The following is a 14,818-nucleotide window of genomic DNA, read 5'->3' as shown; positions in this document are numbered from 1 at the left end:
GCGGGCCGGTGGCGGCCCCCGGCCTTCCCGGCCTACGCCGGGAGGGCCAGTACCACCAAGGGGTCCGATGTCGGCGCCGGGGAGCCGCCCGCCGGTTCCAGCGTGACGCCGATCCCGGTCGCTCCGCCCACCGGTCCCGCCAGCAGCGCCGGGGCGTCGGGTCGTGCCGGGTCCATCAGTCCCGCCGGGCGCATGCCCTTGCCGGGGTCGGCGAACCACAGCTGGTACACCCGCCCCGGCGGCGGGGCCGTCATCCCGGAGGGCACGAACACGGCGCGGTTCCGGTCCCGGGAGACCACCACCGTGCCCGTTCCGCCGTCCGCGATCCGGCCGCTCGTCAGCCGGGCGTCGGGGGCCGACAGCACCTGCGTCAGCGACGTCGCCCGGGCCTCGGCCCGACGCGCCTCCTGCCGGGCGCCCTCGGCCTCCTGGAACTGCCACACGGCGACCCCGCCGAGCCCGGCGGCCGCCGCCACGCACGCCGCGAGGGCCCACCGTGCCCACGGCCGGCCGTCCCGGGCCGCATGTCGGGCCGCCGGCCCCGGGGCCGCGTCCGGGGCACGGTTCTCGTCGGCCCCGGCCGGCGCCTCCCGGATCCGGCGCAGCACCTCGTCCCGCAGTCCCGGCGGCGGCTCCACCGCCACGGCCGCGCCGAGGAGCGCCGCCGTCGCCGCGAATTCCCGTACCTCCCGGGCGCAGTCCGGGCAGGTGGCCAGATGCTCCTCGAACGCGGCGCGCTCGGCCGGTGGCAGGGCGTCCAGGACGTAGGCGCCCGTCTCCTCGTGCATGCTTTCCGTACTCATCAGCCGCTCACCCCGAGACAGTCACGCAGCCGCAGCAGGCCGTCCCGCAGGCGGGTCTTCACGGTGCCCAGCGGCACGGACAGCGCCTCGGACACCTCCCGGCAGGTCAGGCCCCGGTAGTAGGCCAGGGTCACCGACTGGCGTTGGATCCCGGTCAGTGAGCCCAGGCAGCGGCGCACTCGTGCCGCCTCGTCGCGCTCCAACGCCGCCTCGCTGACCTCGTCGAACTCGGGCAGGGCCGAGTCCAGCCGGGCGGCCCGTCGTTCCCGGTCGGTCGATGCCTGGGCCGACCGGACCCGGTCCACCGCCCTGCGGTGGGCCATGGTCAGCACCCAGGTCCGTACGCTGCCCCGGTCGCTGCGGTAGCGCCCGGCGGTGCGCCACACCTCGACGAACACCTCCTGGGTCACCTCCTCGGCCTGGGCCCGGTCGCGCAGGACCGCGAGCGTCACGCCCAGCACGCGCCCGCACACCGCTTCGTACACCGAGCCGAAGGCCGTCTCGTCACCCTCGGCGACCCGCCCGAGCAGGACGGCCAGGCCTTCGTCGGCCCGTGTCGCGTCATTCACGGACCGATCCTCCGGGATCCGCACCCATTCCCTCGCATCCACAGGTCTCAATGGCGATTCGGAGCCGATGGGCCGCCGGATTGGCCCCGTCGGGGCCGTCCGCCCGGCCCGACGGCCGCCGCTTGCGCAATTCCACCACGCCGTCGGCGAGCCGGTCCCACGGATCGCCCACCCGGGCCGGCGGCGCGCCGGCTCCGGACTGCTCCGGGCCGGTCTCGGACACCTCGGGCACGTCGCTCACGTCGGTGCGCTCCTGTCGGCCGGTCGGCTTCGCGGCCCGTTGACGTCGGAAAGGGGCGGGCACCGGATCGCTCCGGTGCCCGCCCCTGACCATGGCCGGGCCAGTGAACCCAGTGCCCCCGCGGCGCGGGCGGCCGTTCGCTCAAGGCTCCCCCTCACGGGGAACGTGATTCCCCCGGAAGGGTGATCAGGACCCGACGGGCGGGCCGGCGGACATCGGGTCGTGTACGGGCGGGGCGCGGCGGGTGGGCCCCGGTCGCACCCGCCCCTCGACCGTCAGACGGGCAGGGACCAGGCCTGGTCGGGCCGGTGGTCGCCGCAGTCGGCCAGCAGCAGCCGCTCGGCCGGCGCGTCGGGGGTCGCGACGGCCGGCGGAGCCGTCAGGCACAGCCCACTCGCGCCGTGGACCAGGGCCCCGTCGCGCCGGTGGTTCCAGCGCTGCTCCGAGCGGGGGCCGTCCCCGCACCCGGCCAGCTCGACGAGGCCGTTCCCGTCGGCCGTCAGGCATTCACCGGCCAGCAGCAGCCGGCCGTGCTCCCCGAGGCTCCAGCGCTGGTCGGCGCCGGCGGTGCAACCGGCCAGGACGAGCGAGCCGACGCCGGTGGTGTTGGCCCCGTCGACGCACTTGGAACCGGTTCCGACGACCTGGCCGGTCGGTACGGCGTCGCCGCAGCCGCGCGGGGTGAGCCGCCAGACGACGGTGTCGTGGGCGGCGAGGCGACCGGTCAGCGAGGTCGAGACCTCGGTGCTCTCCCCGTCCCACAGGTTCTTCGCGTCCACCGTGCAGGCGTGCAGACCGACATCGGCCAGCGGTACGGAGACGTCCCGGTCGGTGGCGGACCGGTTGAGCACCGCCACCGCGCGGTCACCGTTCGCCAGCGTCCGGGCCAGTACCTCGAAGGTGGCGTTGGAGGAGACCACCGCGCCCTGCCGGCCGAGCCGGTCCTGGTCCAGGGCGATCAGATCGGTGTTGCCGAGCGCGGCCAGCCCGGCCGGGGTGAGCTCCGAGACCTCGGAGGACAGGATGAAGGGGGCCGCCATCATGGCCCACAGCCCGACCTGGCTGCGGCTCTCCGCCTCGGTCAGCCCGGGGGCGCCCGCGATCAGGAAGTCGGGGTCGTTCCAGTTGCCGGGGCCGGAGTACCGGCCGAGCCAACGGTTGTAGCCGTAGTTGCCGAGGACCGAACTCCACCGCGAGGTGTCGGGGGCGGCGGGGTTGTAGACCTTGATGTCCCGGCCCTCACGCCACAACTGGCCCGTCCCGCCGACCCAGTCGAGCACCTTGTGCCAGTCGGAGCCGCCCCATTCGCCCTGCTGGAAGTAGGCGGGCGCGGAGGCCGAGAGCACCATGGGTCGGCCGCTGTCGCGCAGTGCCTTCGCGACGGCGTTGTACGCGTCCCGGTAGGCCTCCTCCTTGGTCTTGCCCGGCGGCACCCACAGGTTGCAGCCGTCCATCTTCACGTAGTCCACGTTCCAGGACGCGAACAGCCGTGCGTCGCGGGCGTAGTTGTCCTCGCCGCCACCGTTCGGGGTGCCGCTTCCCGGGTACTTCTCGCACGTCAGGTAGCCGGCGTCCTCGTAGATCCCGAACTTCAGCCCCTTGGCGTGCAGGTACTCGCCCAACCAGGCCATGCCGTGGGGGAACTTCTCCGTGTCGACGACCAGATCGCCCTGCGCGTCACGGCTCTTGAGCATCCAGCAGTCGTCGATGGTGACGGTGTCGTACCCCTTGGCGGCGAGCCCGCTCGACACGAGCGCGTCGGCGTTCGCGACGACCGTCGCCTCGTCGATGTCGCACATGTGGTGCGCCCAGTTGTTCCATCCCATGGGCGGGGTGAGTGCCAGCGGGGTGTCCGAGGTCGCGGTGGGGTCCGCCGGGGCGGTGGCGGCCGTCGAGGCGGAGGCCGGGGCGGGGCACAGGCACAGGGCGAGCAGGGCGGCCGCGGTCAGACAGGGGAGCGACGCACGCAGGCGAGGCGGCACGGGGTCTCCTTGACGTGGGGGACGTACCGACGGGCAGTCGTGCGCCCAGTGCAGCGAGGTGACTACACGCTGTCAATGCAAGTCGAGGCATATCGCGGGATGACCAGCAATATGGCCGCAGTCGCCATCACGCGAAAGAGGTGATACCGCGTATGTGACGACGGCTGATACGGTGTATCCCATGCCGAGAAGATCAGCCTCCCTCGACCGCGCGACCCCCGGGGCCATCGCCGTGGCCGCCCTGCGGATCCTCGACGAGGAAGGTCCCGGGCAGCTGAGCTTCCGCGCCCTCGCCGCCCGGCTCGACGTCTCCCACGCCACCGTCCAGCGCCGCTGCGTCGACCTCGCAGGCCTGCTGGACCTCTGCACCGAGCACCTCGCCGCCCAACTGCCCGACGTTCCCGCCGGTACCGGCTGGGCCGAGGCCACCGAACTGCGCTTCGGCGCCCTGTACCGGCTGCTCACCGCCCACCCCGGGCTGCTCGTCCTGCGCGGTGGCCGCCCCTGGCTCGGCCGGCAGCTACTGGCCCGGCTCGTCGAGCCCGCCCTCGCCGACAGCGTCGCCGCCGGGATGAGCCCCGCCGAGGCGATGACCGTCTACCGCCGCATGTACCTGCTGACGCTGGGCAGCGCGGCCTTCGTGGATCACCGAGACCCGGCCGCCGCCGTCGCGGCCTCCCGGACCGCGCTGGCGGCGCTGGATCCGGCGCAGTTCCCGGTGCTGGCGGGTGCGACGGCCGACGTACTGCCCCCGCTGACCGACCACGAGGTGTTCTACGGCGCCCTGCGCCAACTCATCGCGGCGGCCGAGCCGACCGCATCGACGGCGCCGATCGAACCCGGCGCGCCGACCGAACCCGAGGCACCGACCGAACCCGGCGCGTCGAGCGCACCGGCCGCAGCGACCCGCTGAGGGAAGGCGCCCGCGCGCCCCGGAACCCGTCATCAGAAAGGCAGTCAGCCATGGAACAGCAGCTCGACCACGCCGCCGTCCGCGCCGCCGCCGACCGGCTGGCCGGCGTCGTCCGGCCCGTAGCCGTCGTGCCCGCCGCCGAAGGCGTCTGGTACGCGCTGGAGTACCTCCAGCACACCGGCTCCTTCAAGGCCCGCGGCGCCCACAACTTCCTCGCCGCGCACCGCGCGGCCGGGACCCTGCCCGCCGCCGGCGTGACGATAGCCTCCGGAGGCAACGCTGGCATCGCCTGCGCATGGGCGGCCCGCGCCCAGGGCGTGCCCGCGACCGTGTTCCTGCCGGTCAACGCCCGGCCCGTCAAGGTGGCACGGCTGCGCGGCTACGGCGCCGACGTACGCCTCGTCGGCGACCGGTACTCCGAAGCGCTCGCCGCGAGCCAGGAGTTCGCGGCCGACCGCGGCGCCCTGGCCAGCCACGCCTACGACCATCCGTTGATCGCCGCCGGCGCCGGGACGCTGCTGGACGAGATCCGCGACGCCCTGCCCGGCCTGGACGCGGTCGTCGTCGCGGTCGGCGGGGGCGGACTCTTCGCGGGCGTCGCCACGGCCGCGCGCGAGCACGGAGTCCACGTCACCGCCGCCGAACCCGAGAACTGCCGGGCTCTGAACGCCGCCCTGGAGGCGGGCCGGCCGGTCGACGTCCCGGTCGAGTCCGTGGCCGCCGACTCCCTCGGCGCCACCAGGGTCTCGGCCGACGCGCTGGCCGCCGCACGACGCGGCGGCGTCGACTCGGTGCTCGTCACCGACGCGCAGATCATCGCTGCCCGGCGGGAACTGTGGGAGGAGCACCGGATCGTGGTCGAGGCCGGCGCCGCCACCGCGCTCGCCGCGCTGCGCACCGCACCCCGGCCGCCGGGCAAGCGGGTCGCCGTCATCCTGTGCGGCGCCAACACCGACCCCGCCGACCTGACGGCTCCCGTACCCGGGCAGGCGTAGGCGGCCGACGGCCGGTCAGGGGCGGTGACGGACCACGACGACACTGCCGGCCGCGTACTGGACGACCTGCTGGCTCACCGAACCCAGCAGCGCGCCCTTGATCCCGCCGTACCCGCGCGTGCCCACCACCGTCAGTTCCGCCTCCTGCGAGGCCTCCACCAACACCTGGCCCGGCGCGCCCCGCTCGACCCGTCGGAACACCGGCACGCCGGGCGAGGTGCCGACCGCCTCGGCGACGGTGTCCGAGAGCTTCTGCCGCGCCGCCTCCTCGGCGTGCACCAGATCGGCCTGCTCGGCGGTGCCCACCGCGAACGGATTCGTGTTCCACTCCCAGCTCATGACGGCGTGTACGCGGCCGCCGGTCGCCTTCGCCTGCGCGACGCCCCAGCGCAGCGCTTCCTTCGAATGGTTCGAACCGTCCACACCGACGACGATCAGAGGCTCGACAAGCTCACTCACAGGGGTTCCTCTCGTTTCGTCCGGATCGTCCTTCTCCTCCTGTATACACGCCCCCGGGAGCCCGACCGCGAACGGCGTCGACGAACGACGATCGTTGCGGCGGCCCGAGACTTTCGGGGACAGCCCGCCGACGCCACCGGCTGCGAAGGTCGGTACGTCACGGTGAAGGGCACCGGACACGGCGGACTCGGAGGAACGGGCGTGGCTCAGCGCAAGGGTTGTCTGATCGGTTGCGGCGTGGCGTTGGTGGTGGGCATCGGCCTCGTCGTGGCGGTCCTCTTCGGCGCCGGGAAGCTCCTCGACATCGCCGACAAGACCCTGCTCGACCCGAAGGTCTACGAGGCCGTGCGGATCGGCGACCCCGAGGCCGAGGTCCGCGCCAAGCTCCCGTCGGGCGACAGCTTCGTCAAGGACGCCCTCAAGGACGGCGGCCCGGCCGAGCCCGCCGGCAGCACCTGCGCCTGGTACCTCTCCAGCACCGACAAGAGCAGCTCCGACGTACTGCGCCTGTGCTTCAAGGACGGCAAGCTCGCCGACAAGGCCGCCTACCGCATGAAGTAGCCGGCGAAGGGGACGGGCCGAGGGACCACCGCTCGCGGCGGTGGTCCCCTCCGGTTGTCACGACGTCACGGGGCGGGCGCCTTCGTCGAACCGGGCCGCCGAGCGGTTCAGGCCGTCGGCGGCCGTGGCGCACCGCAGGGCCAGCTCCTCCACGCGGGCGCGGAAGGCGTCCGCCTGGGGGCCCTTCCAGTCCAGCCCGTCGCAGGCCCCGCGCAGCCGCTCCGCGCGCTCGCGCAGCGCCTCGGCGTGAACGCGCAGGCCTTCGGCCGGGCCGGCGGGACGCCGCCGGGCCGCGGGGACGGCGCTCAAGAGCGCTCCTTCCACGGGGCGAAGGCGTTGGAGACGCCGTCGAGGGCCGGTGCGAGCTCGGGATGGTGCCGCAGCAGCACCGTGACCATCGAGTTGCGGTCGACCCAGCGCAGCCCCTCCGCGGTGTACACCTCCGGCCGGTAGTCGGTGGTGAAGAAGCGGTCGCTCTTCAGTCGCCGGCTGGCCATCAGGATGAAGATGCGGAAGAGGGTGTCGCTGAACCCGAACCCCGCCGGGCGGGGTTCGGCGAGGTTCCCGACGAGCGTGTCGACCCGGTCCAGCCGGCCGTCGTACAGCTCCCGCAGCAGCGGGGTGTCGCCCGGGTGTCCGCCGGTGAGTTCCTCGAAGGAGGTCACCGGGCGCTTGCGCAGCATCTGCCGGTAGGCGTTGTAGCGCGGGATGCCGCGCTCGCGGTCGCGCAGGATGTCCACGGTCCCGAGGTCGATGCGCTCGCCCGACAGCCGGGTGAGGTTGCGCAGCGCGTCGGGGTGGTTGTGCAGGACCAGGGCGCCGGGGTGCGATACGCCGAAGGTGTACAGCAGGTCGCTCGCGCCGTACTCGTCGAGGGAGGTACGGGTCGTGGCGCCCTGCATGTCGTCGAAGCCGACGGCCTTGCGGACGCCGCCGCGCAGGTGGTCCCGGACGGTGATCTCGTCGGGGATCAGCGGGTGCAGCCGGTACGCCGAGACGAACTCCTCCGTCATCGAGAACGGCGCCGCGTGGTGGTCGGTGCGGGAGCCGAGGATCCCGCTGAGTGCCTCGCCGCCGATCCGCCCGAACCGGCGCGTCACCCAACGCGGCAGCAATCCGTGCCAGTTGGCGTTCATCGAGGCCTGGAGCAGGGGGGTGTCCAGGATGCCCGGGGTCCACTCCACGGTGTGGATCTTCGCCATCAGGGCGGTGTTCACCAGTCGCGCGGTGTGGAAGAGCCGCTCGTCGTCCCAGGTGGGACGGTGCGAGCGGAGCAGGTCGCAGATCGCGTTGTGCTCCTTGGCGAACAGCGTGTGCAGCAGGGACAGGCCGGCCCAGTAGTCGCTGTTCATGCCGGTCGCGTCGAGGCACTCCATCCCGGGGCGCGGGTCGGCGGGCAGCCTGCCGTCCGTCAGAATCAACTTGCCGTGCTCGCCCGTGCGCAGGGAGCGGCAGCGGGCCTCGTCCGATCCGTAGATCTGCGAACCGTCCCACCAGTGCGTGACGGTGTTCTCGTACGTGGGCGGCGCGTCCGGCGAGGTGTGCGCCACCGGGTCGGGGCGGGTCCGGTTCACCCGCATCGGACAGCCGCCGCCCTGCTCGGCCCAGTTGTCGTCGGCGGCGAGCGGGACGGTGAAGGGCTCCGCCTCCTCGTTGTCCCCGTGGTTGGCCCAGCCGTGGTTCTGGAACTGGATCCACGCCGCCGCCAGCAGGTTGAGGGTCGGCGCCGGCACGAAGCCGCGCCGGGCCAGCAACTGCCGACTGACCTCGCGCGGACTGGGCGCCATCAGGGACTCGTCATCGGGGAACGCCATGTGCAGCGGGGCGTTGCGGTCCAGCCGGGTGCCGACCCGCCCCATGTCCACGTCGCACGGGTCGTAGCCCGAGCCGTCGTACGAACGGTACGGGGCCGGCCGGACCGTCGGCCTGCGGTCGCGCTCGCCGCCCGCGCCGAAGGTGTCGTGCAGGTTGTGCCGGCGCAGGTCCTCGCGGAGCACGGCCAGGTTCAACAGACCAATGGGACCCGGCAGTTCGTGCCACTCGCGGACGCGGTTGATCCGCGCGAAGGCCGCCGACTCCAGCCGCTCCAGCAACCCCGCAGGGCCGTACGCGGCGGGCGGCGCGGGCGGCGGGCCGACGCGGCGCGCCTGAGGGGGCAGCAGCCGTTCACCCCCGGAGGCGTCCGGTTCGGACGGGGCGCCGGAAGGAGCCGGTGGGGGAGTCGACGGGGCAGTCGACGGGGCGATGTCGGTCATACGGGGTCCTCAGCGGTCGTGGAGGGTGAACAGGTGCGTACCGGTGACCCGGCCGCGGAAGGCCGCGAGCTCGGAATCGACGTGCTCGCGGGCGTGCGGCACGTCGTGTTCGAGGTTGTGCGCGTACCGCTCTGCGGCATGGCACAGCGGGAAGGCATGGGTGTCGTCGGTCCAGGCGAACTCGGTGAACCGCTCCGGGAGGGCGTACGGGGACACCGTCGAACGACCCTCCAACGTGGGCACGATGTCGTGCTCGTTGACGAGGGAGACCACCTTCGTCCGGGGATCCGCGGCCCGCTTGTGATCGATGGGCGAACCGATCGCGACGACGTGCGTCACCGTGTACAGGGCGTTGAAGTCCGCGCTCGCCGCCAGGTTCATCGCGGTGATCCCGCCCTGGCTGTGCCCGACCAGCGCCACCTCCGCGCCGGAGGGCACCAGGCGGCGCAGCGCCCGGCCCACCGCCCGGGTGTACGCGGTCTCGGTGGTGCCCACCGCGTTGAAGGCGCCCACCAGGTCCTGCGGGCCCTCCTCGTTGAACCCCTTGCCCATGCCGGCCAGTTGGATGACGAACCGGCGCGCGTCGTCAGGACCGTCGACCTGCTGCACCAGCATCAGGCCGCGGGTCCCGATCAGCCCGATGTTGCGGACGTACCCGACGATGGATCCCGAGGCGTCCAGGCCGCCCAGCAGTTCCGCCGGCGCCTCGTGGGGCTCGGCGCGACCGCGTCCCCGGTCGAGGAAGGCCCAGAAGCTGCCGCTGAGACCCGTCAGGAAGTCCGAGGTCAGCGCCTGGTTGGTGGCGACCTGCCAGCCCGCGTTGTCGTTGAAGGGGTTCTCGTCCGTCAACGCGTTCCAGGCCATGATGTCGGCGAACGACGGCGCGAGCAGGGCCAGGGCGTACTCGGCGCCCTTCTCCGTCAACAGCCCCTTGAAGACCCGGACGGCCTCGGCCTGTCGGTCCTCGTCGATGGCCCGCAGCACCCGCGACGTGGTCGGGTTCTCCAGGAGTTCCGGATGGCGTACCGAAGCGGCCCGGATCCGCGCCTTCAGACCCTCCACGGCCAGACTCACCGCCAGGCTCTCCCGGCTGGTCAGTACTCCGGCCAGCCAGACGGCGCCCGCCAGCGGCCCGCGCCCGTGCGCCGCCCAGCCGAATCCCCGCGGATCCATCAGCGTGGCCAGCAGCGCCCGTCGGGCGCCCCGCGCCCGGCGGGACCCCGGGGCCGGAGCCGGAAACCGGGAGCCCAGCGCGACCCGTGAGGCGTAACGCGTCGCCTCGCGCACGGCGTCGGCCGCCTCGGCCAGCTCACGGCAGACGTGGTGCAGGGAGGCGACGTCCGGTTCGGTGACGGACACGAGGGGTCCTTCCTCTCGGGGTTTCTCGGGGGTGCGCGGTGGGTGTCGGGGCTTCCCGGGAGCCACCGGTGCCCGGCTAGTCGGCCTGCGGCCGCAGGCGCAGCCGGATGCCGGCGGTGTCCAGGACGCCGGGCAGCGGACGGCCCACGTCGAGGACGGGACGGGCTCCGGTGATGCGATGGCTCCGCAGCACCTCGGCGCAGACCTGCGAGGTCAGCAGCAGGGCGACGTGTTCGCCGGGGCAGCGGGCGCCGCCGTGGCTGAAGGGGGCGATCCGGGTGTCGTCGTGCGCTCCGGGGACCAGCCAGCGGCCCGGGGCGAAGAGGTGCCCGCCGTCGACCCGGTCGGGATCGCGCTGGTGGAAGCCCATCGGAACCAGGACGTCCGTACCCGCCGGGTAGCGCACGCCGCGCCACTCGGTCTCGGTACGGGTCACCCGTACCAGGTCCGGGACGATCGGGTACAGCCGCGCCGACTCCTCCAGGCAGGCGCGCATGCGGGGCAGACCCGGGGCGGGGCTCGCCGCCTCCGTACGGGCCGCCTCCTGCTCGGCCGGATGGTGGGCCAGCAGCAGCAGGGTGCGGGCCACGACCGGGGCGGCCAGGTCGATGCCCAGCAGCCAGTGGTGGGTCTGGCCGAGCGGATCCGTGCCCTCGGGGGAGGGCTCGGCCAGCGCGCGGGCCGCGAGGGCGTGCGCCGGGGCGTCGGCCGCGTACCCGGCGATCCGGGCGGCGGCCTTCGCGTACAGGGCCCTGGTGGCCTCCGGCTTGCTCCGGCCCATCCAGTTGCCCTGACCGCGCAGGGTGACGAGCCAGTCCGACAGCTCCTGGTCGTCGGCCGCCCGGTCGCCGAGGACCACGCGCCGTGAGATGCGCGTCATCGTCTTCCAGAGCAGCGGGAAGTCGACGACGGGCCGCGCGGTGAGCCGCCGGCACTCCTCCTCGACGACCGTGCGGAACTCCGCGCACGACGGGTGCACGGGCTGATCGGAGGCCAGCGCCCGGTCGTTGACCCGCCGCCGGTCCTCGCGGACGGCGCCGTGGGAGCAGATCACCCCGGTGGGCTCGAACACGGACAGGCTGCGGTACTTGTCCGGGGCGTCCATCGCGAGGACCTCCACGGGCTCCGCGAAGAACCGGCGGATGTCCTCCTCGTCGAACAGCACGAGCATGTCGCCGGACAGGGCCCGGACCTGTACGGGCGCTCCGCCGTGGCGGGCCTTCAGCGCGCGCAGGGTCGCGTTCGACCAGCCCGGCTGGTTGATCCGCGCGTACGCCGCCATGACCCCGAAGCGGGGGTTGGCGACGCCCCGGACGAAGACGGGCAGCGTGTGGGTGGCGACGAAGCGCAGGGTCTCCGCCAGCCCGGCCCGGACCGGCGGCGGGCCGTACACCCGGCCGTCGAGGGCCTGCGGCGTCTCGGTGAACTGGCTCACGCGGTCACGACCTTCCCGGGGTTGAGGAGGTTCTTCGGGTCGAAGAGCCGTTTGAGGCCGCGCTGGAGTTCCAGGGACACCGGGCCCAACTCGCGCTCCAGCCACTCCCGCTTGAGGGTGCCGATGCCGTGTTCCCCGGTGGTCGTGCCGCCCAGTTCGAGGCCGGCCGCCATGATGTCGTCGTAGGCGGTGCGGGCGCGCTCCACCTCGTGCGGGTCGGCGGGGTCGAAGACGACGGTGGGGTGCAGGTTGCCGTCCCCGGCGTGGCCCAGCGTGAAGATCCTCAGCCGGTGCCGGGCGGCGATCTCCTCGATGAGGCCGACCAGGGTGGGCAGCGCCGAACGGGGTACCGCCACGTCCTCGATGAAGGCGGTCAACCCGCCGCCGTGGGAGGCCATGTAAGCGGCGATGCCCGTACTGACCAGGCGCCGGGCCTCGATGATCTCGCGGGCCTCCTCGCTGGTCGCCGAGGTCGCGATGTGGTCGGAGCCCGCCTCCTTGCAGAGCAGCTCCATGGCGCTGAGGTCCGCCGACGGGTTCGCGCTGTCGCTCTCGACGATCAGGGTGGCGGCGCTGCCGGCACGCAGCAGGGGGTGCCGGCCGAGGTCGACGACGGCCTCGGTGGTGGCGCGGTCGAGGAGTTCGAGCGCGGACGGGGTGTGGCCGGCCGCGGTGATCGCCGCCACGGCGTCCCCGGCGGCCGCCAGCGTGGGGAACTGGGCGAGGAGCGACAGCGCCGGCGGCCGCGCGGGCCGCAGGGCGAGGGTGGCTCCGACGACGACGGCGAGGGTGCCCTCGGATCCGACGACCAGGCGGGTCAGGTCGTATCCGGCGACGCCCTTGGCGGTGTCGCGGCCGGTGCGCACGCGGCGGCCGTCGGGGAGGACGAGGTCGAGACCGAGCACGTAGTCCGCGGTGACCCCGTACTTCACGCAGCAGATGCCGCCGGCGCCGGTGGCGATGTTCCCGCCGATGGTGCAGTGCTCCCACGAGGCCGGGTCCGGCGGGTACGTCAGCCCGTGCTCGGCGACCGCCTCGGCCAGCCGGCGGGTGGTGACCCCGGGTTCGCAGCGGACCAGCCGGTTGGCCGGGTCGACGGACAGGATCCGGTTCATCGCGGTGGTCGACAGCACGACGCAGCCGTCGACGGCGTTGGCGGCGCCCGCCAGTCCGGTCCGGGCGCCCTGCGGCACGACGGGCACGTCCAGCGCGTACGCGGTCCGCATGACGTGCTCGACCTGCTCGGCGGTGCGGGGTACGACGACCACCGCCGGGATGCCGCAGTCGGAGAAGGGCGCCGAGTCCCGGGAGTGCGCGGCGAGGGAGGCGGGGTCGGTCAGCAGGGCTTCGGCGGGCAGCGCGGTGCGGAGCGCGCGCAGCAGGGGGGTGTCGGTGGTGGTGGGGGGCATGCCGGCCTTCCGGGACGGTGCGGTGCGGGCGCGGGAGGGTCTGGAGCGGGAGGGTCTACAGGGAGGGGAGTTCGGTGGTGACGGGGACGTCGATGAGCACCGGTCCGTCCTGCTGGAGCGCCGACTCCCGCACCAGCTTCGTCAGTTCGCCGAATCCGGTGGCCCGGTGGGCGGGTACGCCGTAGCCGGTGGCGATCGCGGTGATGTCGAGGCCGGGGATGTCCAGGCCCGGAGCGCCCTGGGCGCGTTCCACCTGGGCGAACCACTGGAGGATCGCGTAGCGCTGGTTGCTGAGGACGACGAAGGTGACCGGGACCTTGTAGACCGCCGCGGTCCACAGGGCCTGGACGGCGTAGTGCGTGGAGCCGTCGCCGATGACGCAGACCACGGGCCGGTCGGGGGCGCCGAGCTGGGCGCCGACGGCCGCGGCGAGCCCGAAGCCGAGGCCGCCGCCGGCGGTGAACAGGAACGAGCCGGGCGTGGAGATCCGGGTCGTGTCGTGGAACTGCCCCAGGTTGGAAGGGGATTCGTTGATCCAGAGGGTGTTCTCGGGCGCGCCCTTGGCGACGGCCGTCATCGCGGCGAGCGGGGTGAGGACCCCGTCGAGGGTCTCGGTGGACTCCGTCGGCGCGATCCGGTCCGCCGCGACGGGGGCCTCCCGGCCGGGCAGCTCGGCGAGCAACGCCCTTACGGTCAGGGTGAGATCGGCGACGATCGCGTCGCCGACGGGGGCGCGGGCCGCCTCGTCGGCGTCGCGGGTCAGCTGCACCAGCTCCGTACCGTCGGGCAGGTAGGCGCCCGGGAGGTAGGGGTAGTAGCAGAACACCGGGGCGCCGATCACGAGGACCAGGTCGTGGCCCTCCAGGCAGCGGGACAGCGGCGCGATGGCCGGGGGCAGCATGCCCCGGTACCGGGGGTGCGACTTCGGGAAGGCGACCCGGCCCTCGGTCGGCGCCGACCACACGGGCAGCCCCGTCCGCTCGGCGAGCGCGACGACCGCGTCCCAGGCGCCGGCGGCGTCCACGTCGTTGCCGACGACCAGGACGGCGCTGCGGGCACCCGCCAGTCGTGCGGCGAGTTCGCGCACCGCCTCGCCGGAGGGGACGGCCGCGTGGGTGACCGTACGGGCGGCCGTCCGCTGCGCCGCCGCGTCCTCGGACGGGTCGAGGACCACGTCGAAGTCGTCCATCGGCAGGGACACGAACACCGGCCCCTGCGGCGGGGTTTCGGCGATCTGCGCCGCCCGGGCCAGGGCCGGCGCCACGTCCGCCGGGCGCGGGGGCTCGTACGCCCACTTCACCGCGGGCTGGGGGAGCAGCGTCGACTGGGGGTTGGTGAGGAGGGCCTCCATGGTGAGCATGGCCCGCACCTGTTGGCCCGCGGTGACCACCATGGGCGTGCGGTTGGCCCGTGCGTTGAGGATCGCCCCCATCGCGTTCCCGGTGCCGGGCGCGGTGTGCAGGTTGACCAGCGCGGTGGTGCCGGAGGCGAGGGCGAAGCCGTCCGCCATGCCGACGACCACGGCCTCCTGGAGCCCCAGGACGTAGCGGAAGTCGTCCGGGAACTCCTTGAGCATGGGCAGTTCGGTCGAACCGGGGTTGCCGAACACGGTGGTCATCCCGCGTGTCCGCAGGACGTCCAGAACAGACTCTCGGACCGTGCGCATGGAAGATCCTCCGGGAAGCCGATGGGAACGGTGCGTGATCAATGCATCACACCGTGTCGATCGGGATCAAATTCCATGATCCGTTCGTGTCGGCCTGCGGAGGGGGGTGGCGGACCGGCCCTATGGCGTGCTACCGCCCCGGCTCGGCCGGGTCCGTGACGCACGCGCGTA

14 protein-coding genes are annotated in these 14,818 nt (G+C 73.6%); 3 read left to right on the top strand and 11 right to left on the bottom strand.

Features of this window, described 5'->3' with window-relative positions; all coding sequences use genetic code 11:
- Positions 1-32 precede the first annotated feature (32 nt).
- From ACFY0I_RS13145 to ACFY0I_RS13130, 4 genes are all read right to left on the bottom strand, one after another.
- Entirely contained in the window at positions 33-803 is a 771-nt protein-coding gene (locus ACFY0I_RS13145; protein WP_388893859.1) for an anti-sigma factor domain-containing protein, read from the bottom strand.
- Complete coding sequence (gene sigK, locus ACFY0I_RS13140) at positions 803-1,372, bottom strand: ECF RNA polymerase sigma factor SigK (protein WP_362875799.1); 570 nt, start codon at positions 1,370-1,372, stop codon at positions 803-805. Before sigK ends, ACFY0I_RS13145 begins: the two co-directional genes overlap by 1 nt.
- The gene (locus tag ACFY0I_RS13135) at positions 1,365-1,613 is read right to left on the bottom strand and encodes a hypothetical protein (RefSeq protein WP_388893857.1); all 249 of its coding nucleotides are present in this window, start codon (positions 1,611-1,613) and stop codon (positions 1,365-1,367) included. Before ACFY0I_RS13135 ends, sigK begins: the two co-directional genes overlap by 8 nt.
- 275 nt (positions 1,614-1,888) lie before the next feature.
- Positions 1,889-3,595 (bottom strand): ricin-type beta-trefoil lectin domain protein, encoded by a 1,707-nt coding sequence (locus ACFY0I_RS13130; RefSeq protein WP_388893855.1) that lies wholly within the window; start codon positions 3,593-3,595, stop codon positions 1,889-1,891.
- Positions 3,596-3,776: 181 nt separating this feature from the next.
- On the opposite strand from ACFY0I_RS13130, the gene ACFY0I_RS13125 reads away from it, so the two are divergent.
- Complete coding sequence (locus ACFY0I_RS13125) at positions 3,777-4,508, top strand: TetR/AcrR family transcriptional regulator (protein WP_388893853.1); 732 nt, start codon at positions 3,777-3,779, stop codon at positions 4,506-4,508.
- A 50-nt stretch (positions 4,509-4,558) separates the two neighbouring features.
- Positions 4,559-5,503, top strand: coding sequence for a serine/threonine dehydratase (locus ACFY0I_RS13120; RefSeq protein WP_388893851.1), 945 nt, complete (start codon positions 4,559-4,561; stop codon positions 5,501-5,503).
- Between the two features lie 15 nt (positions 5,504-5,518).
- Here the strand turns inward: ACFY0I_RS13120 and ACFY0I_RS13115 are convergent, their stop codons facing one another.
- Positions 5,519-5,962 carry a universal stress protein gene (locus ACFY0I_RS13115; protein WP_388893849.1) on the bottom strand — a complete coding sequence of 148 codons (444 nt, stop codon included), beginning with the start codon at positions 5,960-5,962 and terminating at the stop codon, positions 5,519-5,521.
- Between the two features lie 201 nt (positions 5,963-6,163).
- On the opposite strand from ACFY0I_RS13115, the gene ACFY0I_RS13110 reads away from it, so the two are divergent.
- On the top strand, positions 6,164-6,523 hold the full coding sequence (locus ACFY0I_RS13110) for a hypothetical protein (protein ID WP_388893847.1): 360 nt from the start codon (positions 6,164-6,166) through the stop codon (positions 6,521-6,523).
- A 57-nt stretch (positions 6,524-6,580) separates the two neighbouring features.
- On the opposite strand, the gene ACFY0I_RS13105 is transcribed toward ACFY0I_RS13110, so the two are convergent.
- From ACFY0I_RS13105 to mdlC, 6 genes are all read right to left on the bottom strand, one after another.
- Complete coding sequence (locus tag ACFY0I_RS13105) at positions 6,581-6,832, bottom strand: hypothetical protein (RefSeq protein ID WP_388893845.1); 252 nt, start codon at positions 6,830-6,832, stop codon at positions 6,581-6,583.
- Positions 6,829-8,778 (bottom strand): peroxidase family protein, encoded by a 1,950-nt coding sequence (locus ACFY0I_RS13100; RefSeq protein ID WP_388893843.1) that lies wholly within the window; start codon positions 8,776-8,778, stop codon positions 6,829-6,831. Before ACFY0I_RS13100 ends, ACFY0I_RS13105 begins: the two co-directional genes overlap by 4 nt.
- 9 nt (positions 8,779-8,787) lie before the next feature.
- Positions 8,788-10,137 (bottom strand): hypothetical protein, encoded by a 1,350-nt coding sequence (locus ACFY0I_RS13095; protein WP_388893841.1) that lies wholly within the window; start codon positions 10,135-10,137, stop codon positions 8,788-8,790.
- A 76-nt stretch (positions 10,138-10,213) separates the two neighbouring features.
- Positions 10,214-11,572, bottom strand: coding sequence for a cytochrome P450 (locus ACFY0I_RS13090; RefSeq protein WP_388893839.1), 1,359 nt, complete (start codon positions 11,570-11,572; stop codon positions 10,214-10,216).
- Positions 11,569-12,981 (bottom strand): FAD-binding oxidoreductase, encoded by a 1,413-nt coding sequence (locus tag ACFY0I_RS13085; protein WP_388893837.1) that lies wholly within the window; start codon positions 12,979-12,981, stop codon positions 11,569-11,571. The genes ACFY0I_RS13090 and ACFY0I_RS13085 overlap by 4 nt, the downstream gene beginning before the upstream one ends.
- 55 nt (positions 12,982-13,036) lie before the next feature.
- Entirely contained in the window at positions 13,037-14,647 is a 1,611-nt protein-coding gene (mdlC, locus tag ACFY0I_RS13080; protein ID WP_388893835.1) for a benzoylformate decarboxylase, read from the bottom strand.
- Between the last annotated feature and the right edge of the window lie 171 nt (positions 14,648-14,818).

The organism is Streptomyces sp. NPDC001568, from assembly GCF_042893755.1.
Lineage (GTDB): Bacteria > Actinomycetota > Actinomycetes > Streptomycetales > Streptomycetaceae > Streptomyces.
Note: the sequence above shows the minus strand (reverse complement) of the source record. Positions and strands in the feature narration are given on the sequence as shown.

Bases quoted from the DNA above. Each gene is read 5' to 3' on its own strand.
- ACFY0I_RS13120 (WP_388893851.1), top strand. From the start codon at position 4,559: ATGGAACAGCAGCTCGACCACGCCGCCGTCCGCGCCGCCGCCGACCGG.
- ACFY0I_RS13145 (WP_388893859.1), bottom strand. From the start codon at position 803: ATGAGTACGGAAAGCATGCACGAGGAGACGGGCGCCTACGTCCTGGAC.
- ACFY0I_RS13100 (WP_388893843.1), bottom strand. From the start codon at position 8,778: ATGACCGACATCGCCCCGTCGACTGCCCCGTCGACTCCCCCACCGGCT.
- ACFY0I_RS13085 (WP_388893837.1), bottom strand. From the start codon at position 12,981: ATGCCCCCCACCACCACCGACACCCCCCTGCTGCGCGCGCTCCGCACC.
- ACFY0I_RS13125 (WP_388893853.1), top strand. From the start codon at position 3,777: ATGCCGAGAAGATCAGCCTCCCTCGACCGCGCGACCCCCGGGGCCATC.
- mdlC (WP_388893835.1), bottom strand. From the start codon at position 14,647: ATGCGCACGGTCCGAGAGTCTGTTCTGGACGTCCTGCGGACACGCGGG.